Genomic DNA, 26,798 nt, shown 5'->3' with positions numbered 1-26,798 from the left:
GTGCAAGTGCCTTTTGAATCAGAGCTTTTTGAAGCAGATGTGCTGGCCGCCTTCCCGGCCGAAGTCCGGATTCCCGCCAAGTCTGTGGCCGAGGCCCTCGAGACTGCCGCCTTGTCGTCCCCTCGGATCCTGGTGGTGCTCGACGACGATCCGACGGGCACGCAGTCCGTCGCGGACCTGCCGGTGCTGACCCGCTGGGACGTTGCCGACTTCTCCTGGGCGTTCACCCACCGCATCAACGGCCGCCGCCCGGATGCCGTCTACGTCCTGACCAACACCCGGAGCCTGGACGCCGCCGAGGCTGCCGTCCGCAACGAGGAGGTGGTCCGTAACGCCCTGGCGGCGGCGGCACTCGAAGGGGACGCTGCCGGCTCCAGCGCTGCCGGTTCCAGCCTGCGCCTGGGGTTCGTCAGCCGCAGCGACTCCACCCTCCGCGGCCACTACCCGCTGGAGCCGGACACCATCGCGGCAACCATCGCCGCTGTCAGCGGCGAGGAGACGGACGGTGTCGTGATCGTCCCTGCGTTTCCCGACGCCGGACGCGTCACCATCGGCGGCGTGCACTACATGCGCGGCACCGGCGACAAGGCCGGCAGGCTCACGCCGGTGGCCGAGACCGAGTTCGCCAGGGACGCGAGCTTCGGTTTCGCCAACTCCGAACTTGCCAAGTACGTCGAGGAGAAGTCCGGGGGGCGATTCCAGGCGGATTCGGTGATCGTGCTGGACCTGAATGTCATCCGCGCCGCAGGCCCGGACCAGGATCCCCAACTCTCGGCTGACGCCATCGCCGACGCCATCGCATCCGCCACCGACTCAACCCCCATCGTGGCCGACATCGTCACTGAAAACGATTTCCGCGCCCTGGCACTGGGTCTGGCGGAAGCCGAGCGCCGCGGAAAGAAGCTGCTCTACCGCGTGGGTCCGCCGTTCGTCCGGGGCCGCATCGGCCAGGAAATCCGGACCGAGCTCAGCGGCGCCGAGGCCTACGCGGGCAACACGCCCTCGGACGCCGGCGGCCTGATTGTGGTGGGCTCCCACGTCGGTGTCACAACCCGCCAGCTGCAGGCCCTCGTCGAACAGCACAGCGCCGCGCGCATCGTGGAAATCGACGTCGAAAAGCTGCTTGGCGGCAAGTCTGACGGGTACCCGGACGAAATCGTCGAAGCCGTCGTGGAGTCCCTGCGCAGCGCCGACGTCATCCTGCACACGAGCCGGCTGCTCATCAAGACGGACGACGCCGCCGAGAGCCTGCGGATCGCCCGCACCGTGTCCGCCGCCGTCGTCGCCGTGGTGAACCGGACGCTGAAGACCTTTCCGCCGCGCTTTGTCATTGCCAAGGGCGGCATCACCTCCTCGGACGTTGCCGCCCACGGACTGGAAATCCGGCATGCCATCGTCCGCGGCCCCATGCTGCCGGGCATCGTCAGCCTGTGGGAGCCGGTGGACGGACCCGCCAAGGGCATTCCCTTCATCGTCTTCGCCGGCAACGTCGGCGACGACCAGTCCCTGGCCCAGGTCACCCGCAAGCTCAGCAACACTTTCTGACCCTCCCCAACCCCATTTCAACGGAGAAAACCATGAACTACAAAGTCACCGTCCTCGGCCTGGGCGCCATGGGACTGCCCATGGCCACCCGGCTGGCAACCCGGCTGACCGTCCACGGCTTCGACATCGCCGAGCCCCGCCTGCGGCTCGCCGAAGAAGCCGGCGTCCGCACCTTCGCCTCCGCCCGCGAAGCAGCCGAGGGCGCGGATGCCCTGCTGCTGGCCGTGCGCAACGGCGAACAGCTGGACGATGTCCTCTTCGGCGGGAACGGCGTCGCCTCCGTGCTGAAGCCGGGCGCCGTCGTGATCCTGGGCAGCACCGTCGGAACCGACGCCATTCCCGCCACGGTCGCGCGGCTCGCTGAGTTCGGCGTTTCCCTCGTTGACGCGCCGCTCTCCGGCGGACCGAAGCGCGCCGCCGAAGGCGACCTCCTGATCGTCGTCGGCGCGGAACCGCAGGCGCTGGAAGCGGCCCGGCCGGTCCTGGAACTGCTCGCCTCCACCCTGACCGTCGTGGGGGACAAGCCCGGCGACGGACAGGCCCTCAAAACCGTCAACCAGCTGCTCTGCGGGATCCACATCGCCGCGGCAGCCGAGGCGATGGCCCTCGCCGACGCCCTCGGCCTGGACCAGGCCAAGACCCTGGCGGCCCTCGAAGCCGGCGCCGCCGGGTCCTTTATGCTGTCCAACCGCGGGCCCCGCATCCTTGAGGCCTACACGGAAAACGGGGCCGAGGTCCTCAGCCGGCTGGACATCTTCGTCAAGGACATGGGCATCGTCGGCAAGGCCACCCGCGCCGCCGGCCTCGCCGCACCCGTGGCAGCCGCCGCCGAGCAGCTGTACCTCCTCGGCCAGGCCCAGGGCCTCGCCGCCGCCGACGATTCCGCGGTCATCAAGGTCGTCGCACCCACCAAACGCACCGCCTAGGTCCCGCACCTCCGGATTCCCCCACCCGACGACGGCGGCACCCTCCGCCGTCGTCGGACCCCCGCACCCTTCCCGACGACTGAGTCGTCGGACGCCTTTGCTGTCCAAGGAGACACCCCGACATGACCCCCCTGCTCAATTCCCTGATTGTGCGCGCGGCCGACGCGCCCGTTATCAAGCCGGCCGTGGAACTGGGAACTCCACTGCTGCTGAGCATCGCCGTTGCGGGCGTCGCCCTGCTGCTGCTGATGATCATCCGCTTCAAGATCCAGGCCTTCGTGGCCCTGCTGACCGTCAGCGTCCTGGTGGCCGTGGCCGCCCAGATCCCGCTCAAGGACGTTTTCACCGTGGTGGCCAACGGGGTGGGAAGCACGATGGGCAAGGTGGCGCTGCTGATCGCCCTCGGCGCTATCCTGGGGCGCATGATCGAGGTTTCCGGCGGCGTGCAGTCGCTCGCTGACCACTTCACCGCCAAGCTCGGGGCCCGGCGGGTCGCCGTGGCCCTCACCGCGGTGGGCTTCCTGGTCGCCATACCGGTGTTCTTCGAGGTCGGCATCATCGTCCTGGTTCCGATCGTCTACGCCTTCTCCAAGATCGCCAACGTCCACCCGGTGAAGTTCGGCCTGCCCATGGCCGGCATCATGCTGGCCATCCATGTGGCCGTGCCTCCGCACCCGGGAATTGTCGCCGGGGCCGGCGTCCTTGGCGCCGACATCGGACTGATCGCCCTGATTTCGCTGGCGATCTGCGTGCCGCTCGGCTTCCTGTCCTACTGGGTCGCGGCGATCATGAACCGGACGACATACGCGCTGCTGCCGGCCGTTAAAACCCAGGTGGACGAGTTCGGCTCCGGCACCGTGGTGCACCCCGGCCACACCGGAAAGGACCACCACACGGTGGCCCCGCCCCGCCCGGGCCTGATCATCTTCCTCATCGCCACACCTATCGCGCTGATCCTCCTTGGCACGGTCGGCACCCTCGTGATCGACAAGAACAACGTCTGGTACGGCGTCGCTGCCTTCGTTGGCAACCCGGTCTTCGCGCTCCTCGTGGCCGTCGCGCTCTCCTTCCTCCTCCTCGCCGTCCGCCGGCAGTGGTCGCTGACGGAAACCGGCGAAATCTTTGAAGGTGCCCTGCCCCCGATCGCCTCCATCCTCCTGGTCGTTGCGGCCGGCGGCGTCTTCGGCAGCGTCCTGCAGGTGAGCGGAATCGGGAAGGCGCTCTCCGAATCGCTCGACACTCTCGGCGTGCCGCTGCTGCTGCTGGGCTTCATCATCTCGCTGGCCCTCCGCGCCGCCCAGGGCTCGGCCACCGTCGCGATCGTGACGACGGCGGGCCTGCTCTCTTCCGCCGTCGCCGGCGGCGGCTACACGCCGGCGCAGATTGCCGTGATCGTGATCGCCATCGGGTTCGGCGCCCTCGGCCTTTCGCATGTGACCGACGCGGGGTTCTGGGTGGTCGTCAGGTACTACGGCCTGACTGTCGCGGACGGCCTCAGGACCTGGACGGTGCTCACCACCATCCTGGGCCTTGCCGGCTTCGCGCTGACCTTCGTGGCCTGGATCCTGGTCGGAGGCCTGAGCGCCTGATGCGGGCCCGTCTAGATCAGCTGGTCCATTCAGCCCTCCAGCAGGGATCCGCCGTTCCGGCTTTCACCTGCTATGACTTCACCACCGCGCTCGCCGTGGTGGCCGCGGCGGAGCATGCCAACCGCGGCGCCATCCTGCTGGTCTCGCCGAGCACGGCGGCCACACCGAACGGCCTGCGGCTGGTCGCGGCGCTGCGCGGCCTCGCGGACGGCGCCGGCGTTCCCGTCGTCGTCCAGCTCGACCATGCATCCGATCTCCGCCTGATCGCCGACGCCGTTGCCGCCGGCGCCGACGCCGTCCTGGTGGACGGATCGTCGCTGGAGTACGAGGACAACATCGCCCTGGTCCGGGCGGCCCGCGCCGCCCTGGACGGCGCCGGCGCGGCGGAGACAGTCATCGAGGCGGAACTCGGCGTCCTCGCCGGCGACGAGGACAGGGCCTTCGGGTCCGACGCCGCGGGCAGCGCCCCGGCAGCCGGCACGGCCGGACTCACCGACTCCGCCCAGGTGGAAGACTTCGTGGCCCGCACCGGGGCCCAGCTGCTGGCCGTCGCCGTGGGCAACGTCCACGGCGAGTACCAGGGCGAGCCGGAGTTGCGCTGGGACGTACTGCAGGACATCGCCGTACGGACCCGCGTTCCCCTGGTGCTGCACGGCGCCTCGGGAATCCCCTCCACCGAGCTCGTCAAAGCCGCCGCCATGAACGTGGGCAAGGTCAATTTCAACACCGAGCTGCGCACCGGCGTTCTGGAGACCCTCGAGGCACGCACGGCGGTGCACCGGAGGGACGGCGAGAACCTGCAGGGATTGCTGGCCGAGTGGGATACCGCGGCTGGGACGTTCGCGGCCGCGGCGCTTGCCACCCTGTCACGCTGATCCGCTGATCCGCTGGCGGGACGGAAACCGGGGGAGGCCAGGGTCAACCCATGATCCTGGCCTCCCTCATGACCGGCGGTACTGGCCGCCGGCCCGGACAAGGCCGACAATGGAGCAACATGGCAGCACCCACCCTTCCGGGTGCTGCCAGCTTCCCTAAGAGGCTCCATGGTTCCACGGCACCAATCCGGCCGGCCAGCGGTTCGGCCCGGCCACGACCCGGTGATTGATCTCGCCCGGTTCTTCTGCCTTGCGCTCGTGGTGGTGGCGCATACCATGATGGTCAGCCCCGAGCTGCAACCCGACGGAACCGTGATCTCCGAGAACACGCTCGGCAACCAGCACTGGTTCGAACCGGTCGTCTGGATCCTGCAGGTCATGCCGCTGTTCTTCGTTCTCGGGGGCATTACCGGCCTGCAGTCCTGGCACCGCCTCAGCGCCCGGGGCGGCAGTGCCTTCGACTTCATGCAGGCCCGGATGCTGCGGCTCATCCGCCCGGCCGCTGTGCTGCTCGCGTTCATGTTTACCGGGCTCTGGGCGGCGCGGCTTGCCGGTGTGGACCCGCAGGTCATCCAGCTGCTGGCTGCCGGCGCAGGCATGCCGTTGTGGTTCCTCGCCGCGTACCTCGCGGCGCAGCTGAACCTTCCACTGCTTGCCCGGCTGCAGCCCGGGCGCCCTGGCAGCCCTGGCAGCCCTGGCAGCCCTGGTCGCGCTGGTAGTGACTGGCGACTGCCTCCGGGGGGCCGTGCCGCCGCTGGCGTACTTCAACATAATCTTCCTGTGGTGTGCCGTGCAGCAGCTCGGATTCTTCCTCGCCGACGGCGGACCTGCGGCTCCCGGCCGTCCTGCGCTGGCGGTCCTCATCCTGGCGAGCAACCTGCTGCTGGGCCTGCTCGTGTGGCTGGGGCTGTACTCCGGGAACATGCTGGTGAACCTCAATCCGCCCAACCTGGCCATGCTGCTGCTCGGAGTCTCGCAGGCCGCGGCCCTGCAGCTCCTGCGGCCCCTGCTGGCGGACCTGGGGTCGCTCGCGCCGGTGCGGGGTTTCCTGGGAGTGGCCGGGCGGCGGTCAATGACCGTCTACCTCTGGCACCTGCCGCTGTTCGCGGCGCTGTCCGGGCTGCTGCTGCTGACCGATTTTCCGCAGCCGGCAGGGGGAACCGCAACCTGGTGGTGGGGGCGGCCACTCGTGCTGCTGGCACTGATCGGCCTGCTGCTTCCCGTGCTGGCACTTTTTGGCCGGCTTGAGGAACGTCCGACGACGGATGCCGCCGCCCGGCCCCGTCCGGCGGCCGCGGTGGTGACGGCCGCCGCCGTCGTCTATGTCCCGATGGCTGACGCCGCCCTCAACGGGCTCAACCTGGGCCTGCTCGGCGGGGGAGCGGCGTGTTTCGCGCTCGCCGTGCTGTTGCTGGGGCGGATGCCGGCCCGGTTCGTGGCTGGTCCGGGCGTCGGCGGATCGGGTCCGCCATTGCCACGCCCGCCTTTACGTGCCAATGTCGAACCATGACGGAGAACTCGGCAGCCACTGAAGACACGTTCAGCCCGGACGTTTCCACCACCCGGAATGATGAGCTGCACCGCTACGAACTCCGTGTCGGTGACAAGCTTGCCGTCCAGATCCGATTCATCGACGAACCGGGCCATGTGGACTTCATCCACACCGACACGGCGGAGCAGTTCCAGGGCCAAGGGCTGGGCAAGGTGCTGGCCCATTTCGCCCTCGATGACGTCGTGGCGTCCGGCAAGCGAATCATTCCGAACTGCCCGTTTATGTACCGTTATTTGCGCAAGCACGACGCCTACACCCAGTACATCGACTGGCCGGAGCGCCCACCGGCCGGAGCCTGAAAGGGGACCGGGGCCGGACAGGGCGGCTGAACGGCCGGCACCGCTTGTGACCGCGGCAACAACCTCGTAAAGTTTGTACTGAGTTATGCAGCTGGCTCATGGACGTGTCGCTTTGGAGAACCCGTGAATCATAAACTGCGTGTGCTTGTCCGTGTGGATGTCGATCCCGGACATGTGACCCTCGAAGTCACCGGTTGCCTCACCCAACCAGACTTCCCCGCGCTGCTGCACATCATGCAGCGGGCAGGCCGCCTCGGCGCCGGCACCGATGTCATCATCGACCTCCACGGGGTGTCCCACCTGGACCCCGAGATCCTCCTGCAGTTAAGGGCCATTGCCGCGGCCAGCGTGGTTGCCGCCGCGCCGGACCCCGGAGCCCCTGAATCCGCGCCCGGCGGGGACGCGGAGCCGTTCCGGGTCACCCTGTCGGAACCCGCGGAGCTGCCGATCTGCCTCCTTCACGTGGGCGCCGACGGCGCGGTCCTGGCCGGTCTCGAGGGGCAGCTCCCGGTAGTCCCGCTGTTTGACGTCGCGGCCGCGTCCGTCGCCGACGGCGCCGTCGGAGTGCCTTCGGTCAGTGCCGATTTCAGCGGGAATGGCCGGAAGGACTCCGGACGGGGCGAGACCAACAGCCCCTTCGTCGAGGGGCCCGGCACGATCAACGGCCTCGAGCCCGCCGAGTACTTCGAGGGCACTCTCGACCCGGCCGCCACTGTCCGGGCATTGTCCGACGCCGCCCTGGGCCAGCTGGCTGACGCCCTGTACCGGCACCTCGACACGGACAGCCCGTCCTTCGGGGCGCACACCTGGTACGAACTGGCGGCCGAAGAGCTGGAGAACCGCAAGCTGAGCGGCGCGGACGGCGCCGCGGAGGACGACCTGGCAGCCGGGCAGGCCATTGCCTGAGTCGGGGCCCGGCAGGGATAGGCTGTCGCCATGACTGCACCTACTGCCTCTACTGCGACGCCGGCGGGCACTGCCCTGGTCACCGGGGCAACGGCCGGCATTGGAGCGGAGTTCGCCCGGCAGCTCGCCGAACAGGGACACAACCTGGTGCTGGTGGCCCGCGACGCCACCCGGCTGCAGGCCACGGCCGCGGAGCTGCAAAACCGCTACAGCATCAGCGCCGAGGTGCTTCCTGCGGACCTGACGGACGACGCCGGTGTGGCGGCTGTTGTGGCCCGGCTCACGGATCCGGTCCGCCCGGTCGAGATCCTGGTCAACAACGCCGGGATGGGCCTGCTGCTTTCCTTTGAGGAAAACGACATCGAGGAGGAGAGGAAGCACCTCAAACTGCACGTGGAGACCGCGATGCAGTTGACGCATGCCGTGCTGCAGGGCATGCTCCGGCGACATTCCGGCAGGATTATCAACGTCGCCAGCGTGGCCGCGTTCCTTCCCCGGGGCAGCTACTCGGCGGCGAAGGCGTGGCTGGTCAGCTTCAGCCGCTGGGCCAACCTCGCCTATTCCAAACAGGGCGTCAAGGTGACGGCGGTCTGCCCGGGGTTTACCCACACCGAGTTCCACGACCGCATGGGCATGGACAAAACGGTGACCCCGAGGTGGTTGTGGCTGCGGGCCGGGCGTGTGGTGCGGGAGGGCCTCGCTGACAACGCGCGGGGCAAGGCAGTTTCCATCCCGACCAGACGATACAAGGTGCTGACGGCGGCTGCCCGCCTGCTCCCGGACAGGCTCGTGGCCGGTCCGCCCCGCCGCGCCAAATAGCCGTTCAGCGCGGTAGGTCCGGCGTCGGACCCGATTGGACGGCCCGCGCAGCAGCAGCGGGCCTCAACGGGCCGGACACACCAAAGGCCCGCCGTATGTGTTTCCCAAAAACGGGTACAACACACACGGCGGGCCTCACAGGGCGGGACGCTACGACAGAATCCGGCTTAGCCGGCCCGGCCCAGGACGAACCGGACGGGCTGGCCGTGCGACGGGCTCAGGCTCAGACCGGAACCTTTTCGGTCTCCCGGGGCGCCGCCGGAGCAGCACCCGACTCGGCCGCCGTCGCGGTGAAGGGCATGTCCATTTCGACCAGGTCGATCAGCGGGTTCTCGTCCTGGTTCGCAACGATGTCCTTGGCTTCGGCCTGCGTGGCCACGCTGGGCATGGAGCCCGGCAGCGGGCGCTGGGCCGATTCCTTGAGGAAGTAGATCGCAACGGCACCGATCGCCGAGGTGGCCATCAGGTAATAGGCCGGCATCATGTCATCGCCGGTGGCCCCGATCAGGGCGGCAACGATAAACGGTGTGGTGCCGCCAAAGATGGCCACCGAGAAGTTGTACGCGATGCCCATGGCGCCGTAACGGCTCGCCGTCGGGAACTGCGCCGGCAGGGCCGAGGCCAGGTTTGCCACGTAGAAGGTGACCGGGAAGGCGATCATGCCCAGGCCCAGGAGGGTGGACCAGATTTCTCCGACGCCGATCAGCATAAACGCCGGGGCAGCCAGGACCACGGTGCTGAGCGCGCCGATCCACAGCACCGGGCGGCGGCCGATCCTGTCGGACAGCTTGCCGGTGAGCGGAATGCAGAGGCTCATGACGACCAGCACGGGAATGGTCAGCAGGGTGCCGTGCACCGGATCGTAGCCCTTGGACTCGGTCAGGTACGTCGGCATGTAGGACGTCAGGGCGTAGCCTGCGGTGTTCGCGGCTGCCACCAGGATCATGGCAACGATGAGTGAACGCCAGTAGGCCTTGACGATGCCGACCGGTCCCTTCGACGCGGTGACGTCGGAGGAGATGGCGTTGGCTGCGTTTTCCTGCTGGGCGTCCAGGGTGGCCTGGAACTGCGGGGATTCCTCGATCTTGTTACGGAAGTAGATCGCGATCAGGCCCAGCGGGCCGGCAAGCAGGAACGGGATCCGCCAGCCCCACTCCTCCATGGCGCTCTGGCCGAGGGTGAGCTGCAGCGCCGAGACGAGTGCGGCGCCGAGGGCGAAGCCGATGTAGCTGCCCATGTCCAGGAAGCTGGCGAAGAAGCCGCGGCGTTTGTCCGGGGAGTATTCGCTGACGAAAGTTGTGGCGCCGGCGTACTCGCCACCGGTGGAGAAGCCCTGGACGAGCTTGAGCAGGACCAGGAGGGCAGCAGCCCACATGCCGATCTGCGCGTAGCCGGGCAGCAGGCCGACGGCGAAAGTGCTCGCGGCCATCAGCATCAGGGTCCAGGCGAGGACCTTCTGGCGGCCCACCTTGTCGCCAAGCCAGCCGAAGATGACTCCGCCCAGCGGGCGGGCAATGAAGGTGGCAGCAAAGGTGCCCAACAGGAACAGGGTCTGCACGGACTTGTCGGCCTCGGGCAGGAACACGGGTCCCATGGTGGTGATCAGGTAGCCGAACACGCCGACGTCGTACCATTCCATGGTGTTACCCACGATGGTGCCGCCGAGGGCTTTCTTGAGCATTGGTTTGTTGACGACGTTGACGTCGGACTCTTTGAGCCGACGGCGTGTCCGGAGCTTTGGTTTTCTGGCACCTGTGGGGGCAATGTTGTTGGTTCCGCTGGCGTTCATAACGCCTGCTGAAGAGTCGGTCGTGCTTCGGTCTGTGGGCATTTGGGCCGCTCCTATGGAGGTCATTTGCTTACGACTTGTAGCTGCCCCGCTCTGGGCAGGCTTTCAATTTTACGCGATTTCTATGGTGTTTCGGAGATTGGTGACGTATGATCCGGTTTTTCAGCCCGTATCGGGGGTCGGTGGCCGGTTTCTTTTCCCCGGTTTCACCGCGCCATCGTTGGGAATGGCCGGTCTTGGGCGGTGGCTGCGGAAAGTTTTTCCCGAAAAGGCGGCCGGAGGCCCTAAATCCGGTCGGATTCACCGCCTGGTGCCGCGTCCGGCTCGCCGCTCGCGGCCCCGTTTACGGCGTGCGGACGCGGTGCCGAAAGGGGTACCCAAGGGATCCGGAATGCGCTTAGGGTTGAATTCAGCGCAGTGCTGATCAAAAGCCACACGAGGAGACAGTCAATGACGGGCAAAGAGACCAAAAAGAGCGGCGGCAACGGAGCCGCAGAGGACAACACGTCCCAGCCCACGCAGGACGAAGCCAAGGGCATCAAATCGCGCCTCACCGACGCCCAGAAGGAGATGCTCGCGAGCAAGTCCAGGGGCGGCGCCGGCTCACAAAGTGTCGGCCACAGCCACAAGCCCACGCACGCCAGCGGCAAGCAGGGCCCGGCTGAGAAGAAAGTCCGCTGGTAGACCTGCAGACATCGCGGGCCGCCCGTCCTACGATGGTGGAACACTTCATTTCACAGCGGTAATTGCACAGGGGAAGGAAGAGCAATGGCAGATCACTTGCGAGACGAGATCGAGCCGGAGGTGGCCAGCCACCTGGCTGAGTCCATGGATGAGGCTCCGGGGCCCGAGCCGGTGCATCACCTTCCACCCCCCGCTTCCGAGGGTCATTCCTGGCCGGATGGCAGCGGCAAACACCGCCACCCGAAGGACCGCGACGAGGTCCGCAGCCAGCAGGTCGTGGAGGCCGCCGAGCACCGGACCAGCCGCCCGGACATCCCGCACCGCGACAAGTAACCCGGCGGTCCGGACGGCGTCGAGTCCGGCCCGGCACTATTCGAACACCACGTCCTCCGGCCTCTTGTCCAGCCGCCAGCCGCGCCAGACAGGGTGCCGGAGCTTGCCGCTGCCGGTCCATTCACCGTAGGTGACCTCCCCGACCAGGCTGGCGCTCACCCAGTGGGCGTCCGAGGCGTCGGCCGCCGGCACCTCCTCGAACGGCGAAGTCTTCCGCGGGAGCGCATCGAGCTGCCTTCTCAGTTCCTGGAGCTCCTTGGCGCTGAATCCGCTGCCGACACGGCCCACATAGCGCAGCTTGGATCCCTCCGGTATTCCCAGCAGGAGTGAGCCCACAGACTGTCCGCGCCCGCCCTTGCCGGGCCGCCAGCCGCCGACCACCACCTCCTGGGTCCGTTCGAACTTGAGTTTGAGCCAGGACCTGCTGCGCTGACCGACGTACCGGCCGCCCGTGCGCTTGGCCATCACGCCCTCCAGGCCGAGCTCCTCGGCGCTTTCCAGGATGTGCCGGACTTCGCCGTCGATCAGCGGCGAGAGCTCCACCGGGCAACCGGAAGGCGCAAAGAAGTCCTCCAGCCTTTCCCGGCGTTTGCTGAGCGGCAGACGGCGCAGATCCCTGCCGTTCTCCGACAGGAGGTCGAACAGCATCAGCCGAACCGGCGTCGACGCCTGCGCCTTGGCGATGTCGGAGGCGTGGGTGAGCTTCATCCGCCCCTGCAGCAGCCCAAAATCCGGCCGCCCCGAGGCGCCGACGGCGATGACCTCGCCGTCGGCGATGAAATCCTGCTCCGGCCAGCAGGAGCGATCCGTCAGTTCCGGGTACACCGCGGTCATATCGTTGCCGTTGCGGCTGACCAGGCGGATCTTCTGCGCGTCGCCGACGATCAGGGCCCGCACTCCGTCCCACTTGAGCTCAAAGCGCCAGTCCTTGCCCGGCAAGTCGGCGGCCGTTCCGGCACTGGCCAGCATCGGCCGGAAGTCCGCCGGGTCAGGGGCGGCGGACCCGTCGTCGGGCGCGGGCGGCTCCGGCGCCGCCGGCGACGCCTCCTCCGGCGACGCCTCCTCCGGCGACGCCGGGGGCGCATGCCCCTTCTTCGTGCCCAGCGGGTCCATCAGATGGATCAGCCACTGGTCGTCCGCCCGGCCGGTATGGATCAGGGCGAACCTGCGGGTGCCGCCCAGCCCGCCGTCGTCCTGGCCGGTAAGGGAGGCGATGACCTCCTTTCCCGCGATCCACTTTTCACATTCGTAGTGGCCGCGGTCCCAGATGCTCATGGTCCCGGCGCCGTACTGGCCCTTGGGAATGGTGCCTTCGAAGTCCAAATAGTCCATCGGGTGGTCCTCGGTCTGGACCGCCAGGTGGTTTTTCGTCTTGCTGGTGGGGACACCCTTGGGCAGCGCCCAGGAGACCAGCACGCCGTCCCGTTCCAGCCGCAAATCAAAGTGCAGCCGGCTCGCGTGGTGTTCCTGGATGACGAACTTCTCCCGGAGCGTCCCGTTATCTGGCTCCGCGCCGTACCGCTCCGCGGCGAACGGCTCCGGCGTAGAGCCCGGGTCCCGCTTGGCGCGGTAGGTGTCCAGCCGCGGGTCGGTGTTGCCGCCGTCGCCGGCTGCTTCCCCCGCTGCGGCGCCGGTGCCACCGGCGCCAGCGCCGGCCGCGTGGCCGTCCGGGTGGCCGTACGTGTGGCCGTCCGGCCTGGCCGCGGGCCGGACCCGGCCCGAGATCGCGGCGAACGGATCCTTGCCGGACTGCACCCGCTTCAGCACCTCGTGGTAATCGAGCTGGTGCAGGGACGGCGAGCCGAGTTCGCGCCAGGTGCGTGGCGCCGCCACGGTGGGCCGGAGCCGCCCGCGCAGGGAATAGGGCACGATGGTGGTCTTCGCTGCACTGTTTTGGCTCCAGTCCACCAGCACCTTGCCGGTCCGCAGCGTCTTCTTCATGTCGCTCACGGCCAGGTCCGGGTGGTCGGCTTCCAACGAGCGGGCCAGTTCGTGGGCGAACTCGGAGATCTGCTCGGAACTCTGCGAGCCGTCGAGGGCGGCGTACAGGTGGATGCCTTTGCTGCCGCTGGTCACGGGCACCGGGTCCAGTCCCACGTCCTGCAGGATGGTCCGGGCGAGCCTGGCGACCTCCACGCATTCGGCCAGCCCCGCACCCTCGCCGGGATCCAGATCCAGCACCAGCCGGTCCGGAGGCAGGGCGTTTCCGTGCGAATCAACCCGCCACTGCGGTACGTGGATCTCAAGGGAGGCGATCTGGGCGAGCCAGGTGAGCGTGGCCGGGTCGTTGACCAGCGGGTACTGGATGGTGCGTTCCTTGTGCGTGATGGAGGCCCTGGGCACCCACCCGGGAGTTGAATGGTCCAGGTTTTTCTGGAAGAACATCGTGCCGGGGGCATCTGCGGTCCCGACGCCGTGCACCCAGCGCTTCCGGGTGGCCGGGCGGTTCGCGGCGGCCGGGATCAGCATGGGCGCCACCGCGGCGTAGTAGGCGAGCACATCGGCCTTGGTGGTGCCGGTCTCCGGATACATCACCTTGTCCAGGTTGGTCACCACCAGTTCGCGGCCGCCAACCCGGACCCGCTCCCTGCCGCCGGCCGGGATCCTTTCAGCCAAGGGGCTTCACCTCCACGCAACTGTGATGTTCACTGTATCCATGAGAGCCATCTGGAAAGGCGCGATAGCGTTCGGGCTGGTCAACGTGCCCGTCAAGGTCTACAGCGCGACCGAAGATCATGACATCAGTCTGCACCAGGTCCACAACGCCGACGGCGGACGGATCCGCTACCAGCGCCGCTGCGAGATCTGCGGCGAAATCGTCGACTACGAGGACATCGACAAGGCCTACGAGGACGACGGCCGCACGGTGGTTCTCAGCCGCGAGGAGCTCAAGTCCATTCCGGCTGAGAACAGCCACGAGATCGACGTCGTGCAGTTTGTCCCGGCCGGGCAGCTCGACCCGATGATGTTCGAGAAGAGCTACTACCTTGAGCCGGACTCCAAGTCCCCCAAGGCCTATGTCCTGCTGCGCCGGGCGCTGGAGGACACCGACCGGGTGGCCGTCGTCCAGTTCGCCCTGCGGGACAAGACCCGGCTGGGCGCCCTGCGGATCCGCGGCGACGTGCTGGTGCTGCAGGCCTTGCTCTGGGCCGACGAGGTGCGGGAGGCCAGCTTCCCCGCGCTCGAAACCACCATCCGCATCTCCGCCCAGGAGCGGGAAATGTCCGCCGCGCTGGTCGACTCGATGGCAGCGGACTTTGAACCGGACCAGTTCACCGACGACTATCAGCTGCAGTTGCGGCAGCTCATCGAGGCCAAGCTGGAGAAGGGGGAGTCGCTGGACACGGAGGAGACCTTCGGGGTGCCGGCAGCGGAGGCCGGTGGCGGCGAGGTGATCGACCTGATGGAGGCCCTCAAGCGGAGCCTGGAGAAGAAGCGCGGGGGAGGGGCGGCATCCGCGGACGAATCCGGCAGTGCGGCCCCGAAGCCGGCCGGTGCCAAGTCCGCCCGGAAGGCGCCCGCTGCGACGGCGGCTCCGAAGACGGCATCGCGGGCACCGGCCCAAACCGCGGTCAAAACTTCGGCAACGGCCGCCGGAACGAAAGCCGCCGCAACGAAGGCTGCCGGCACGAAGACCGTCGGAACGAAAGCCGCCGGCACGAAGGCTGCCGCAACGAAGGCTGCCGCCCCAAAAACTGCGGTGCGGAGCGCACGGAAAGAGGCCTGAGCAGTCTGCCGTCCGGCCCGTGGCCACCGGGATCAGGAATTCCTGAGTGCGGAGATGAGCTCGCTTTTCTTCATTGCCGAGTAGCGTTTCAGCCCGATCTCCTTGGCGCGTTCCCTCAACCGGGGGACGGTCCAGTCCTCGTAGTTGCCGGCTTTTCCGCCCGTCCGTCCCACCGCTGATCTGCCCTTCGCGGCTGCGGCGTTGGAGATACGGGCGGCCTTCTGCTTCGAGGCGCCGTCGTCGAGCAGGGCTTCGTAGAGTTCGGGGTCCTTTATGCTGGGGCTTTCGGATCCCCGCGGGGCATTATTCTTCGTTGGCATCGCAACCTCGGGAGTCGTCCTGCGGCAGGCAGGCCGTGCCGCCGCGGTTCCAAGCTAGCGCCGCCGCAGGGGCCGTGACAAGCACCTAACAAGTTTGCTTAGGGATTTAAGGCAGTCGCCGCGACCACTGCAGGCTCCGCAAACCCCGCCGTCCCCTTAACCCCGGAACGCCGAAACCCGGCCGCACCCCTGTTCAGGGTTCGGCCGGGTTTCGGCGTTCCGGTCCTCGTGCCCGGCGGCAGAACCGCCGGGAGGTGGGACTATTCGGCGTCGTGGTCCGTTTCCAGGATCTGGACCAGGCGATCGAGGGCGGCGTCGGCGCCGTCGCCCTCGGCGCGCAGAACCACTACTTCGCCGTGGGAGGCACCCAGGCTCATGAGGGAGAGGATGCTGGCGGCATCCATGGCCTCGTCCACGGGTTCGCCCAGCCGGGCGATGGTGATTTCGAGATCGAACTCGCCTGCAGCCTCGGCAAAAATGGCGGCCGGTCGGGCGTGCAGCCCTACGCGGCTGGCGATGGTGGCGTTACGTTCGGTCATTTCTGCTCCTTGAATTTCAAAAAAGGAATGTCGGCCGGGAAGGTCGGCCCTGGAAGGGATTATTCCGGGTCCGGCTTAGACGGTTACGGGAACCGGTTCAACCGTATCAACGCTCTTCTTGGCTGCCCAGCGCTTGAGGGCGACGACCGCCAGGGCGCTGACCACGGTTCCGGCGAGGATGGAGACGATGAACATCACCAGGTTGCCGATGGCGAAGAACACGAAGATCCCGCCGTGGGGTGCCTGCGAGGTGACGCCGGTGGCCATGCAGAGGGCCCCGGTGAGGGCGCCGCCCAGCATGCTGGCCGGGATGACACGCAGCGGGTCGGCGGCCGCGAACGGGATGGCCCCTTCGGAGATGAAGGACGCGCCCAGCAGCCAGGCCGCCTTGCCGTTTTCACGCTCGGCGAGGCTGAAGAGCTTCTTGTCCAGGACAGTGGCCAGCGCCATCGCCAGCGGCGGGACCATGCCGGCAGCCATCACAGTTGCCATGATCTGCCACGGCGCCTGGTTGGTGGCGCTGCCGGCGCTCAGGCCGGCCACGGCGAAGGCGTAGGCAACCTTGTTGACCGGACCGCCGAGGTCGAAGCACATCATCAGGCCGAGGATGATGCCGAGGACGACGGCGGAGGCGCCCGTCATGCCCGAGAGCCACTCGTTGAGAGCTTTGGTGAGGCCTGCGATGGGACCGCCGAGAACCAGGAACATCAGGCCGGAGGCAAAGATCGAAGCGAGCAGCGGGATGATCACCACGGGCATCAGGCCGCGGAGCCAGCGTGGGACCTGCCAGGTCCCGATCAGGTGCGCCATGTAACCCGCGAGCAGGCCGCCGACGATGCCGCCGAGGAAGCCGGCACCCATAAAGCCTGCCACCGCACCGGCGACGAAGCCCGGTGCAATGCCCGGCCGGTCGGCGATTGCGTAGGCGATGTAGCCAGCGAGTGCGGGGACCAGGAAGCCCATGGAAAGGGCACCGATCTTGAACAGCACAGCGCCGAGGTAGATCGCGAGGCCGCCCTCGGGAAGGTTGCCGAAGTTGTTCTCCACGACCACTTTGTCAGCAACAGCGGTGATGTCGTAGCCGCCCAGGAGGAAGCCCAGGGCAATCAGCAGGCCGCCACCGGCGACGAACGGGATCATGTAGCTGACACCGGTGAGCAGCGCCCGCTTCAGCTTCTGGCCGATGTGCTCGCCTTTTTCGGACGCCTCGTGCTCGGCCTGTTCCTCGGCGCCGAAGTGCGGGACGCGGCGGGCGTTCGGGTTGTCCGCCGCGGCGAGGGCCTCCTGGACCATCTTGTCCGGCTCGTCGATGCCTCGCTTGACGGGTGCGTTGATGACGGGCTTGCCGGCGAAGCGCTCCTTGCCGCGGACGTCCACGTCCACCGCGAAAATGACGGCGTCGGCGGCAGCGATGACTGCCGGATCCAGGGGCTTGGCGCCGGAGGAGCCCTGGGTTTCGACCTGGAGGTCGACGCCGGCTTCCCTGGCTGCGGCCACGAGTGAATCGGCGGCCATGTAGGTGTGGGCGATGCCGGTGGGGCAGGCGGTCACGGCGACGAGGCGCTTGGGGCGGGCTGCCCCGGGCGTTTCCGGTTTGGCGGTTGACAAGGCTGCTGCACCGGCTGCGGTTGCCCCTGCTGCGGCCGGGGCCGCGGCGGCGGGCTTGTCAGCCAGTGCGCCGTCGACGAGCGCGACGACCTCGGCCTCGGAGCCCGCGGCGCGCAGGGCCGCGGTGAAATCCTTTTTGATCAGCGAGCGGGCCAGCTTGGAGAGCAGCTTGAGGTGCTCCTGGTCCGCGCCCTCGGGTGCCGCGATGAAGAAGATCAGGTCCGCGGGACCGTCCTTGGCGCCGAAATCGACCGGGGCGGAGAGCCGGGCCATCGCGAGGGTGGGTTCGATGACCGCCGTCGAACGGCAATGCGGGATCGCGATGCCGCCGGGGACGCCGGTGGCGGTCTTGGATTCCCGGGCGAAGGCGTCGGCGAAGAGGCCTTCGACCTCGGTGGCGCGTCCGGTGGCCGCAACTCTGCCTGCCAGGTGCCGGATCACGTCCTCGGGCGAGCTGCCCAGGTTCTGGTCGAGCTCGACCAGGTCGGTGGTAATGAGCTGAGTCACTGTCAATCCTTCCGGAGGGCCGTGATGGTTACGGCATCGGGGGTGGTTTGGTGGACTGCCGGAACTGTGGAGCCCGGCAGCGAAGCGGCGGCGGCACCATGGGCCACCGCCTGACGGAGGCAATCGGCCGGGGCGGCGCCCTGGCTGGAGGCGAGCAGGTAGCCGGCCAGCGACGAGTCGCCGGCGCCCACCGTGCTCACGGCGGTGACCGGCGGATGCGTGGCCAGCCACGCGCCGTCGGCCGTTACGAGCACTGCACCCTTGGAGCCGAGCGTTGCGAGCACGGCACCCACCCCGGATCGCACGACGGCGGCGGCGGCCACTGCGGCAGCCTCCGGATCCGCTTCGAGTTCCTCGGCGGATTTGTGCGTGGCGAACCCGGCTGCGGCAGCCAGTTCCACCAGTTCCTCGGCATTGGGCTTAATGAGATCCGGTTTCCCCAGCGCGTCGCCGGAGATCGCGGCGGCGAGCGGTTCGCCGGAGGAGTCGACGGCGATGAGGGGGGGCTCGTTGCCGTGATCCATGGAGCGCAGCCGCCGGGAGACGGTCGCGTAGAAGTCGGCCGGGACCCCGGGTGGGAGCGAGCCGGCCAGGACGACCCAGCTGGCGCCGCGGGCGTGGTCCAGCAGCAGCCCAATCAGGGCTTCCTGCTGCTCCTCGCTGAGCACCGGTCCGGGTTCGTTGATTTTGGTGGTGACCCCGCCGGGCTCGGTCAGGGCCACGTTGCTGCGCAGCGGCTCGCCGATCGGGAGGGCAGCGAACGGGACGTCGCCTGCCCGGAGCCCGGCAAGGACCGGGTCCGCCTCGGCTCCGGGCAGCACGGCGACGGTTGTCAGGCCGGAGGCGACGAGGGCGCGGGAGACGTTCACTCCCTTGCCGCCGGATTCCTGCCGGACGGAGACGGCCCGCTGGACTTCGCCGCGGAGCAGCGGGCCGGGCAGGGCCACAGTGCGGTCCAGGCTCGGGTTCGCGGTCAGGGTGACTATCACGCGACCACCACCTCCACTCCGGCGTCCGACAGGGCATCGGCCAGCTCCTGGCTGGGTTTCGTGTCAGTGATCAAAGTGTCCAGATCTTTCAACGAGGCGAACTGGACCAGGGTTTCGGCATCCAGCTTGGAGGAATCAGCCAGCACCACAATGCGGCGTGCTGATTGGACGAAGGCAGCCTTGACCGCGGCTTCTTCAGGATCGGGCGTGCTTAGCCCGAAGGCTGCGTGGATGCCGTTGGTGCCGATGAAGGCGATGTCCGGGCGGATCCGCCGGGCGGCTTCCACGGTGGACGGGCCGACGGCGGCCTGGGTGATGCCGCGGACCTTCCCGCCGAGCAGGTGCAGGGCGATGCCCGGTTCGCCGGACAGCTTCACGGCAATGGGCAGGGAGTGGGTGATGACCACGAGTTCCGCGGCGGGCCCGGAGAGAGCGGCGATCGCTGCGGTCCGTGCGGCCAGGAGGTCCGCGAGGGACTCGGTGGTCGAACCGGCGTCGATCAGGATGCTGCCGGTGCCGTCCCGCGGGATGAGCGCGAGGGCGGCCTCCGCGATCCGGGTCTTTTCCGGCTGCCGCTGGTCCGTCCGGACCAGGATGCTTTCCTCGTTTGTGCTGAAACGCTCCGGGGACACCGCACCGCCGTGGACCCGGCGCACGCTGCCCGCGGCCTCAAGGGCGGCGAGGTCGCGGCGGACGGTCTCGGTGGTGATGCTGAAACGCTCGGCAAGGTCCGTCACGCTGGCACGGCCGCTGACGGTGATGAGACCGACAATCAGCTGTTGGCGTTCCTCGGCGAACACTGGCTCTCCCTTGCGTCAGTACTGCGGACCCTCCGGCCACCTCCGTGATGACCATCACACGGCTGGTGGAGTTGATTGACTTTATCTTTGAATTTGTGGCTTTGTCAATGGAAAACAACAGAAACGCAGAATCCTCACGGACGCCCCCGGGGGACATGCCCAGTGGTCGCGCCGAGGAGCGGGCATTTTGGCACTATGTCCCGCGACGGCTGCGAGGACTGGGCATGTGCCCTCCGGGAGGAGTGGTTACCCCGATCTGGGGCGTGGTGAGCCGCGGGACATGTCCACGTATCGCGCCCAGAGGTGGACATTTTGGGACCATGTCCACCGGTGGCTGCGGGGGCGGGGCATGTCCCGCGGGCTGGCGGTGGGCATGTTCGGCGGACTGGCGGTGGGCATGTCCCGCGGGCGGGCGGGCGGCGCCTGTCCCGCGGAGGGGCCGGGACGCAAACGACGGACGCCGGGCCAGACCTGAGGTCCGGCCCGGCGTCCGGGTCGTTGGAGTGGGGCACCTTGGTGCATGTTGGCCCCGTGGTTCAGAGACCGGCGTCGCGGCTTTCGTTGCGGGTGATGGTTTCGCCGGTGTTGGGGTCCACGACGGAGCGGGTCTCGCTGACCCGGCGCGTGCGGCTTCGGCCCGGAGTGGCCAGGATCAGCGAGGCGATCAGTCCGATCACGCCCACAGCCATCAGGATGTAGCCGATCATGGTCTGGTCAACGTTGGGGATCAGGCCGGGAGTGATGGCCCACGCCAGAATGGCGCCGAGGGCGATGAGGAAGATGGAGGAACCGATTCTCATGAGGTGCTCCTTATGTCCGGTGGGACGGATAGGTATTGCTAAGCATGCTTTCCAGCGTCACGCTACAGCCCGGTGGACGCTCATTCAACGATCCGCGGCGCCGCCACACCGGACGGTTTCCGCGCAGTTTTGTGCTTTCCGCCGCGGATTCGGACCATCGCGGCGCGGATCCTGCCCGCGGTTGTCCGTTTCCGACGCAGTTGTCCGATTCGCGAGCGGCCGGCGGGTAGCGCCCGGGAAGTCTCCGGCCGGAGCCCGCGACAGGCCCGCAGGCGCCCGCGGAATCCCTGGCCGGAGCGGAAATACCGGTGGGGGAGTCACAGAACGGCACGGTTCCGGCCGTCCCCCGTATCCTTAAGTTGTCCCGGGTCCCACCCAGGTATCAAACCGCTTTGACCGCTTCCGCGCGCAACCACCCTGCACGCCCCACGCCGCACACCCGCGCGCAACCACCCTGCACACCCGCACGCACGCAACCACGCCGCACACCCGTGCGCAACCACCCTGCACACCCGCACGCACGCCCCACCCCGCACACCTGCACGCCCCACCCCGCACACCCGCTCGCCACGGACCGCACGCCGCGCTCACCGCGGGTCCCGGCGGGCCTCACAGAAACACCGGTACCCATGCCTGAAGCCTTTCCCCGCGTTGTTGTCACCGGACTGGGCGCGGTGACCCCGGTAGGCGGGACCGCGGCCGAGACGCGGGCCGCGCTGCTGGCCGGGCGCTCCGGCATCGTGGCCCTCGAGGACGACTGGGCGCAGGAGCTCCCCGTCCGCATGGCCGGCCGGGTGACCGTCGACGTCGCGTCGCTGCTCTCCACCCCCGAATACAAAAGGATGGACCGGTGCGGGCAGCTGGCGCTGGTTGCAGCCCGCGAAGCGTGGGCGCAGGCCGGCCGCCCCGAGGCCGACCCGGAACGCCTGGCGGTGGTGATCGGCTCCGGCTACGGCGGACTCGACACCACCCTGGCACAGAACCGGACACTTGATGCAAGCGGTCCGCGCAGGGTCTCCCCGCACACCCTCACCCGAATCATGACCAATGCGCCCGCGGCCTGGGTATCCATCGACGTCGGAGCCAAGGGCGGGGCACGGACACCCGTAAGCGCCTGCGCCTCCGGGGCGGAAGCCATCTCCCAGGCGGCCGACATGATCCGGGCGGGGTCGGCCGACGTCGTGATCGCCGGCGGCGTCGATTCCTGCATCAACGGCCTGATCATCAGCGGTTTTGCCCAAATCCGTGCCCTGTCCACCCGCAACGAGGACCCGCAGTCCGCCTCCCGGCCCTTTGACCGCGACCGGGACGGATTCGTCCTGGCCGAGGGCGCCGCGGTCCTGGTCCTGGAACGCGAGGACCACGCCCGGGCGCGCGGCGCCGAAATCCTGGGCGTCGTGGCCGGGACCGCGGTGACCTCCGACGCCGTCGACATCGTCGCTGCCGACCCGGCCATGCAGCGCCGCGTGATGGAAAAAGCACTCGCAATGGCGGGCCTGTCCGCCGGTGACATCGGCCTGGTCCACGCGCACGCAACCTCCACGCCGGTCGGTGACCGGCTGGAAGCGGAAGCGATCAGGGCCGTGCTCGGAAACCAGGTTCCGGTGACGTCCACGAAGTCCCTCACCGGCCACCTCCTCGGCGGCGCCGGCGCGCTCGGCGCCGTCGTAATGATCCAGTCACTGAAGACGGGGGCGGTCCCGGGCATCGGCAACCTTGACGAACCGGATGACGGGATCGACCTCAACCTCCTGCGGGGAACCGCTGAGGGGCAGCCGGCGAAGGCGGGCATCGCCAACGCCTTCGGATTCGGAGGGCACAGCACGGCGCTGGTGATCACCGAAAGCTAGGATGTTCCGATGGAGACAGTCGTCTGGTCCAAGCCGGAACACGAGCGCGCTGGAACGCCGCTGCTGGTGATGCTGCACGGCTACGGCCGGGATGAATCCCGGATGGCAAAACTCTTTGACCGCCTGCCCCCCGAGTTCAGCTGCGCCGCGCTCCGCGGACCCAAGGTGATTGGGGACGGCTTCGGCTGGTTCCTGCTGGACTACTTTCTGACCCATGACTTCGCCGACGTTATCTCCTCCACCAACGCCGTCTTCAGCTGGATCGAATCCGTCAAGGCGCAACACAGCAGCGTCACCCTGTTCGGCTACTCGCAGGGCATGGCCATGGCAACCACCCTGCTGCGGCTGCGCCCGGCGCAGTTCCGGGCCGTCGTCGGGCTGTCAGGATTTGTCCTGGAAAACGAACTCCTGGCGATGAGCGAATCGTTCGATTCCCGCACGCCCGTCTTTTGGGGCCGCGACCGGGACGATCTGGTGATCAACGACGCCGCCACCGAGCACACTGAGGAATGGCTGTACGAGCACACCCAGTTGACCGCGCGGACGTACCCCGGCATGGGCCACGCCATGTCAGCGGCCGAACTCGTGGACGTCAGCGCCTTCCTGCGGCATTATGTGCTGCGCCCGGGCAGCTGACCCGGCTCCCGGGCGAGACCCGGCTCCCGGGCGAGACCAGGGTGCACCGGCGCGACAGGGGCCATACCGTGTTCGTCCACTTGCGCGTTAATTTTGCCAGCCTTTATACTTAACGTTGGCCGTCTCCACGGCCGATAATTCAGGGGGAAGAAAGGCTGAGCCCCGTGCCGCAGGCCAAGAGGCCACCCGTTCCCAGCCAGGACGCAGCCGGACCCTCCATCCGCATCATCTGCACAGCACTCCGGTACTTGCCGGGCCTCCCGCCGCGCTGAACCGTCGCGCCCACCCGGTGTCCCAGGCCCGCGGTCCGCCCGCGGAAGACTCCGGAGCGTCACCGCCCGCACTGCGCCACCGCCGCCGTGCGCACAATTTCTGGCCCGCTGTCGTGCCGCCCACGCGTTACCTACCGCCGTCTGAAAGGACACCCGATCCATGACTGAGCCTTCCAGCACCACCCTGTCCGGCTGGACCGGTGCCGCAGCGATACTCTTTGACCTCGACGGCGTCCTGACCCCCACCGCGGTGGTGCACGAACGCGCCTGGCAGGAACTCTTCGACGGGTTCCTCACGACCGTTCCCGGCGCGCCCGGCTACCGCGAAAGCGACTACTTCGACCACATTGACGGCAAGCCACGGTTCGACGGCGTCCGCGACTTCCTCGCTTCCCGCAACATCGTCCTGCCGGAAGGACCGCTGGATGACGACCCGGCCCACAACACGGTCCACGGTCTGGGCAACCGCAAGAACAAGGTCTTCAACGACATCGTGGAGGCCGGCGGCGTCAAGCCCTACGAAGGGTCCGTGCGGTTCCTCGACGCCGCGCTGTCCCGCGGACTGAAGGTCGCCGTCGTCTCCTCCTCCCGCAACGCACCGGCAGTGCTCAAGGCCGCCGGGCTCTCCGACTGCTTCCCGGTGGTGGTCGACGGCGTCGTCGCCGTGGCCGAGGGGCTGCCCGGCAAGCCCAGCCCGGCGACCTACGAGTACGCCGCCCGGCTGCTGGGCCTGCCCAGCGAGGACTGCGTCGTGGTCGAGGACGCCGTCTCCGGGGTCCAGGCCGGACGAGCCGGAAACTTCCATTCGGTGATCGGCGTCGACCGCGGCGCCGGCCGGCAAACGCTACTGGACGCGGGAGCCACCCTGGTGGTAAACGACCTTCAAGAGCTCCTTTAACCAGAGGTTTCCGCCCCGCTCCGCACGACCCGCACCAACTTTCACGCACGACTTCGCCGCACGACTTCACCGCCTCAAGGAAACCACCATGGCTCTCATCACCTCGGACCGCGCACGGTTCCCCAACGACCCCTGGCAGCTGGTGGAAACCGTCCACCTCCCCGGGAGCGCGGGCGTCCTGGAGACACTCTTCAGCCTCGGCAACGGCCACCTCGGCATCCGCGGCGCCCACTGGGCCACCACCGACGCAGACTTGCCGGGCAGCTTCATCAACGGCTTCCACGAGACCTGGGACATCAAGCATGCGGAGAACGCCTACGGCTTCGCCCGCACCGGCCAGCGCATTCTCTACATCCCGGACGCCAACAACTTCACCGTGATCATCGACGGCGAACCCCTGAGCCTGGACGAATCCCACGTGCTGGACTACCGGCGCAGCGTCGACTTCGCCACCGGCATCTACGAGTGCAGGATCACGTGGCTGTGCCGTTCCGGGGCGACCGTGACCACCACCGAACGCCGCGCCGTCGGCTACCAGTCCCGCGGGGCGCTCGGCATCTCGCTGGAGCTCGCCGCCGACCGGGACATTTCGGCCGACGTGACCTCCTGGGTGATCAACCGCCAGGACCAGCCGGTCGACGACCACTCGGCCCACGACCCGCGCCGTGCAGGCCGGCACGCCGGCCGGGTGCTGCTTCCCCTGCGGCTCGACGGCGGCGACGGCTCGCTGCGCCTTTCCTGGCAGACCGCCGAGTCCAAGCAGCGCATCGGCCTGGCCGTGGACCACTGGACGAACGCCGGTGTGCAGCCCTTCGACACCCACGTGCATGAGGACGAGAGCAGCGTCCGCTACGTCCTGGCCGTGGGCGCCGACGAACCGTTCCTGCTCGAGAAGAGCGTCAGCTACGCCGTCGGGCAGGGCGCCGAGGACCTCGCGGGCGACGCCGAGGCAGCCCTCAAGCCGCTAGCGGACATCTTCGCGGAAAGCGCCACGCACTATCGGAACTACTGGACCACCAGTGACATCGTCCTTGCCGGCCAGACCGAACTCCAGCAGGCCGTCCGCTGGAACCTCTTCCAGCTGGCGCAGGCCACGGCCTGCGCCGACGTCGCCGGCATCCCGGCGAAGGGTGTCAGCGGATCCGGCTACGACGGGCATTACTTCTGGGACCAGGAGGTGTACCTGATGCCGTACCTGACGTACACCAACCCGGGCAACGCCCGCCAGGTCCTCGAATTCCGCCACGAGATGCTGCCCGAGGCCAAGATCCGCGCCGAGGAGCTCAGCGTCGACGGGGCCCTGTTCCCGTGGCGCACCATCAACGGGCTCGAGGCCAGTGCCTACTACGCCGCCGGAACGGCGCAGTTCCACATCGCCGCCGCGATCGCCTTCGCGACCAACCGCTACATCTGGGCCACCGGCGACCAGGAGTTCGAGGCAACCCTCGGCGCCGACCTGCTGATCGAGACTGCCCGGATGTGGGTCTCGCTGGGCTTCTTCGGCAAGGACGGGCTCTTCCACATCCACGGCGTCACCGGCCCGGACGAGTACACCGCCGTCGTCAACGACAATCTGTACACCAACGTGATGGCGCGGTTTAATCTGCGCGCCGCGGCGGCGCTGGACCACGCGGATATTGACGACGCCGAACGCCAGGTCTGGGAGCAGGCCGCCAAGCGGATGCAGCTGCCCTATGACGAGGACCTCCAGGTGCACTCGCAGGACAACGACTTTATGACGCTGGAGCCATGGGACTGGAGCACACCGCGTTCGAAGTATCCGCTGCTGCTGCATTTCCACCCGCTGGTGATCTACCGCCACCAGGTCCTCAAGCAGGCGGACAGCGTGCTGGCCATGTTCCTGCAGTGGCAGGACTTCACCGCCGAGGAGAAGCGCCGCGCCTTCGACTTCTACGATCCGATCACCACCGGCGATTCCACCCTTTCCGCGTGCGTGCAGGGCATCATGGCGGCCGAGGTCGGCTACGGCAAGGCCGCGCTGGACCACTTCATGCACGCTTTGTTCATCGATCTGGACGACACGCACGGCAACGCGATCGACGGCGTGCACATCGCGTCCACCGGCGGCGTCTGGAGTTCGCTGGTCAGCGGCTTCGCGGGTCTGCGCGACCAGGGCGCGCTGCCCTACTTTGACCCGCGGCTGCCCGCCGAATGGGACGGGTTGTCCTTCCACCTGAAAATCCATGGCCGGCTGCTGCGGGTCGAACTCGAACAGGGCGCCATTAGCCTGACCGTGCGCGAGGGCGCACCGCTGCTGGTCGATGTGCGCGGCGAGCAGCTCACCATCGACGGCGATACCGTCCGGGTCCAGCTGGCGCCGGTCGCGACACCGGAGCCGACGATCTTCCCGAGCGGACTCCCGACGGCGTCCATCCCGATCGTGCGCGCCGCAGTCTAAAATGCCGCCAAAGCAACGCGGAGTCACTTCGCGTCCATGACACCCTCTGACATGGGCCCGACGTGACCCCGCGTTGGTTGCACGGGGGCGGCGGGACGGCTGTGGCCTAGTGTTAA

22 protein-coding genes and 1 pseudogene are annotated in these 26,798 nt (G+C 68.1%); 15 read left to right on the top strand and 8 right to left on the bottom strand.

Annotation, left to right across the window (positions count from 1 at the left end; genetic code table 11):
- Positions 1-6: 6 nt before the first annotated feature.
- The 8 genes and pseudogenes from AC50YM_RS01710 (at position 7) to AC50YM_RS01675 (ending at position 8,511) form a co-directional block, all read left to right on the top strand.
- Positions 7-1,545 carry a four-carbon acid sugar kinase family protein gene (locus AC50YM_RS01710; protein WP_494955275.1) on the top strand — a complete coding sequence of 513 codons (1,539 nt, stop codon included), beginning with the start codon at positions 7-9 and terminating at the stop codon, positions 1,543-1,545.
- Between the two features lie 32 nt (positions 1,546-1,577).
- Complete coding sequence (locus AC50YM_RS01705; RefSeq protein WP_494955274.1) at positions 1,578-2,471, top strand: NAD(P)-dependent oxidoreductase; 894 nt, start codon at positions 1,578-1,580, stop codon at positions 2,469-2,471.
- A 122-nt stretch (positions 2,472-2,593) separates the two neighbouring features.
- Positions 2,594-4,060 carry a GntP family transporter gene (locus tag AC50YM_RS01700; protein ID WP_494955273.1) on the top strand — a complete coding sequence of 489 codons (1,467 nt, stop codon included), beginning with the start codon at positions 2,594-2,596 and terminating at the stop codon, positions 4,058-4,060.
- The gene (locus AC50YM_RS01695) at positions 4,060-4,935 is read left to right on the top strand and encodes a class II fructose-bisphosphate aldolase (protein ID WP_494955272.1); all 876 of its coding nucleotides are present in this window, start codon (positions 4,060-4,062) and stop codon (positions 4,933-4,935) included. Before AC50YM_RS01700 ends, AC50YM_RS01695 begins: the two co-directional genes overlap by 1 nt.
- 168 nt (positions 4,936-5,103) lie before the next feature.
- Positions 5,104-6,445, top strand: a pseudogene (locus AC50YM_RS01690) (acyltransferase family protein).
- Positions 6,442-6,786 (top strand): GNAT family N-acetyltransferase, encoded by a 345-nt coding sequence (locus AC50YM_RS01685; RefSeq protein ID WP_494955271.1) that lies wholly within the window; start codon positions 6,442-6,444, stop codon positions 6,784-6,786. Before AC50YM_RS01690 ends, AC50YM_RS01685 begins: the two are co-directional and overlap by 4 nt.
- Positions 6,787-6,909: 123 nt before the next feature.
- On the top strand, positions 6,910-7,692 hold the full coding sequence (locus tag AC50YM_RS01680) for a hypothetical protein (protein WP_494955270.1): 783 nt from the start codon (positions 6,910-6,912) through the stop codon (positions 7,690-7,692).
- Between the two features lie 30 nt (positions 7,693-7,722).
- The gene (locus AC50YM_RS01675; protein ID WP_494955269.1) at positions 7,723-8,511 is read left to right on the top strand and encodes an SDR family NAD(P)-dependent oxidoreductase; all 789 of its coding nucleotides are present in this window, start codon (positions 7,723-7,725) and stop codon (positions 8,509-8,511) included.
- A 223-nt stretch (positions 8,512-8,734) separates the two neighbouring features.
- On the opposite strand, the gene AC50YM_RS01670 is transcribed toward AC50YM_RS01675, so the two are convergent.
- A complete protein-coding gene (locus AC50YM_RS01670) occupies positions 8,735-10,342 on the bottom strand; it encodes an MFS transporter (RefSeq protein ID WP_494955268.1) in 1,608 nt (535 codons plus the stop codon).
- Between the two features lie 408 nt (positions 10,343-10,750).
- Here AC50YM_RS01670 and AC50YM_RS01665 point away from each other — a divergent pair, with 408 nt between their 5' ends.
- On the top strand, positions 10,751-10,984 hold the full coding sequence (locus tag AC50YM_RS01665; RefSeq protein ID WP_494955267.1) for a hypothetical protein: 234 nt from the start codon (positions 10,751-10,753) through the stop codon (positions 10,982-10,984).
- A gap of 84 nt (positions 10,985-11,068) precedes the next feature.
- Complete coding sequence (locus AC50YM_RS01660) at positions 11,069-11,317, top strand: hypothetical protein (protein WP_494955266.1); 249 nt, start codon at positions 11,069-11,071, stop codon at positions 11,315-11,317.
- Positions 11,318-11,353: 36 nt separating this feature from the next.
- Here AC50YM_RS01660 and AC50YM_RS01655 read toward each other — a convergent pair whose 3' ends face one another.
- On the bottom strand, positions 11,354-13,849 hold the full coding sequence (locus AC50YM_RS01655) for an ATP-dependent DNA ligase (protein WP_494955420.1): 2,496 nt from the start codon (positions 13,847-13,849) through the stop codon (positions 11,354-11,356).
- 124 nt (positions 13,850-13,973) lie between these two features.
- Between AC50YM_RS01655 and ku the strand changes: the two genes are divergently transcribed.
- On the top strand, positions 13,974-15,044 hold the full coding sequence (ku, locus tag AC50YM_RS01650; RefSeq protein WP_494955265.1) for a non-homologous end joining protein Ku: 1,071 nt from the start codon (positions 13,974-13,976) through the stop codon (positions 15,042-15,044).
- A gap of 32 nt (positions 15,045-15,076) precedes the next feature.
- Here the strand turns inward: ku and AC50YM_RS01645 are convergent, their stop codons facing one another.
- From AC50YM_RS01645 to AC50YM_RS01620, 6 genes are all read right to left on the bottom strand, one after another.
- Positions 15,077-15,364, bottom strand: coding sequence for a DUF7218 family protein (locus AC50YM_RS01645; protein WP_494955264.1), 288 nt, complete (start codon positions 15,362-15,364; stop codon positions 15,077-15,079).
- 260 nt (positions 15,365-15,624) lie between these two features.
- Positions 15,625-15,903, bottom strand: coding sequence for an HPr family phosphocarrier protein (locus tag AC50YM_RS01640; protein WP_494891593.1), 279 nt, complete (start codon positions 15,901-15,903; stop codon positions 15,625-15,627).
- A 75-nt stretch (positions 15,904-15,978) separates the two neighbouring features.
- Positions 15,979-18,018: a PTS fructose transporter subunit IIABC gene (locus tag AC50YM_RS01635; protein WP_494955263.1), complete on the bottom strand. Its 2,040-nt coding sequence runs from the start codon at positions 18,016-18,018 to the stop codon at positions 15,979-15,981.
- Between the two features lie 2 nt (positions 18,019-18,020).
- Positions 18,021-19,007 carry a 1-phosphofructokinase family hexose kinase gene (locus AC50YM_RS01630; protein WP_494955262.1) on the bottom strand — a complete coding sequence of 329 codons (987 nt, stop codon included), beginning with the start codon at positions 19,005-19,007 and terminating at the stop codon, positions 18,021-18,023.
- A complete protein-coding gene (locus AC50YM_RS01625; RefSeq protein WP_494955261.1) occupies positions 19,004-19,807 on the bottom strand; it encodes a DeoR/GlpR family DNA-binding transcription regulator in 804 nt (267 codons plus the stop codon). The genes AC50YM_RS01630 and AC50YM_RS01625 overlap by 4 nt, the downstream gene beginning before the upstream one ends.
- Positions 19,808-20,343: 536 nt before the next feature.
- A complete protein-coding gene (locus tag AC50YM_RS01620) occupies positions 20,344-20,607 on the bottom strand; it encodes a DUF6458 family protein (protein ID WP_494955260.1) in 264 nt (87 codons plus the stop codon).
- Positions 20,608-21,236: 629 nt separating this feature from the next.
- Here AC50YM_RS01620 and AC50YM_RS01615 point away from each other — a divergent pair.
- From AC50YM_RS01615 to AC50YM_RS01600, 4 genes are all read left to right on the top strand, one after another.
- A complete protein-coding gene (locus AC50YM_RS01615; protein WP_494955259.1) occupies positions 21,237-22,457 on the top strand; it encodes a beta-ketoacyl-[acyl-carrier-protein] synthase family protein in 1,221 nt (406 codons plus the stop codon).
- 9 nt (positions 22,458-22,466) lie between these two features.
- On the top strand, positions 22,467-23,093 hold the full coding sequence (locus tag AC50YM_RS01610; protein WP_494955258.1) for an alpha/beta hydrolase: 627 nt from the start codon (positions 22,467-22,469) through the stop codon (positions 23,091-23,093).
- A 432-nt stretch (positions 23,094-23,525) separates the two neighbouring features.
- Positions 23,526-24,263: an HAD family hydrolase gene (locus tag AC50YM_RS01605; protein ID WP_494955257.1), complete on the top strand. Its 738-nt coding sequence runs from the start codon at positions 23,526-23,528 to the stop codon at positions 24,261-24,263.
- 88 nt (positions 24,264-24,351) lie between these two features.
- Entirely contained in the window at positions 24,352-26,682 is a 2,331-nt protein-coding gene (locus AC50YM_RS01600) for a glycoside hydrolase family 65 protein (protein ID WP_494955256.1), read from the top strand.
- Positions 26,683-26,798: the final 116 nt, after the last annotated feature.

This window comes from Pseudarthrobacter sp. RHLT1-30-1 (assembly GCF_059383415.1).
The sequence above is the reverse complement of the archived record's forward strand: the minus strand, read 5'-3'. Positions and strand labels throughout refer to the sequence as shown.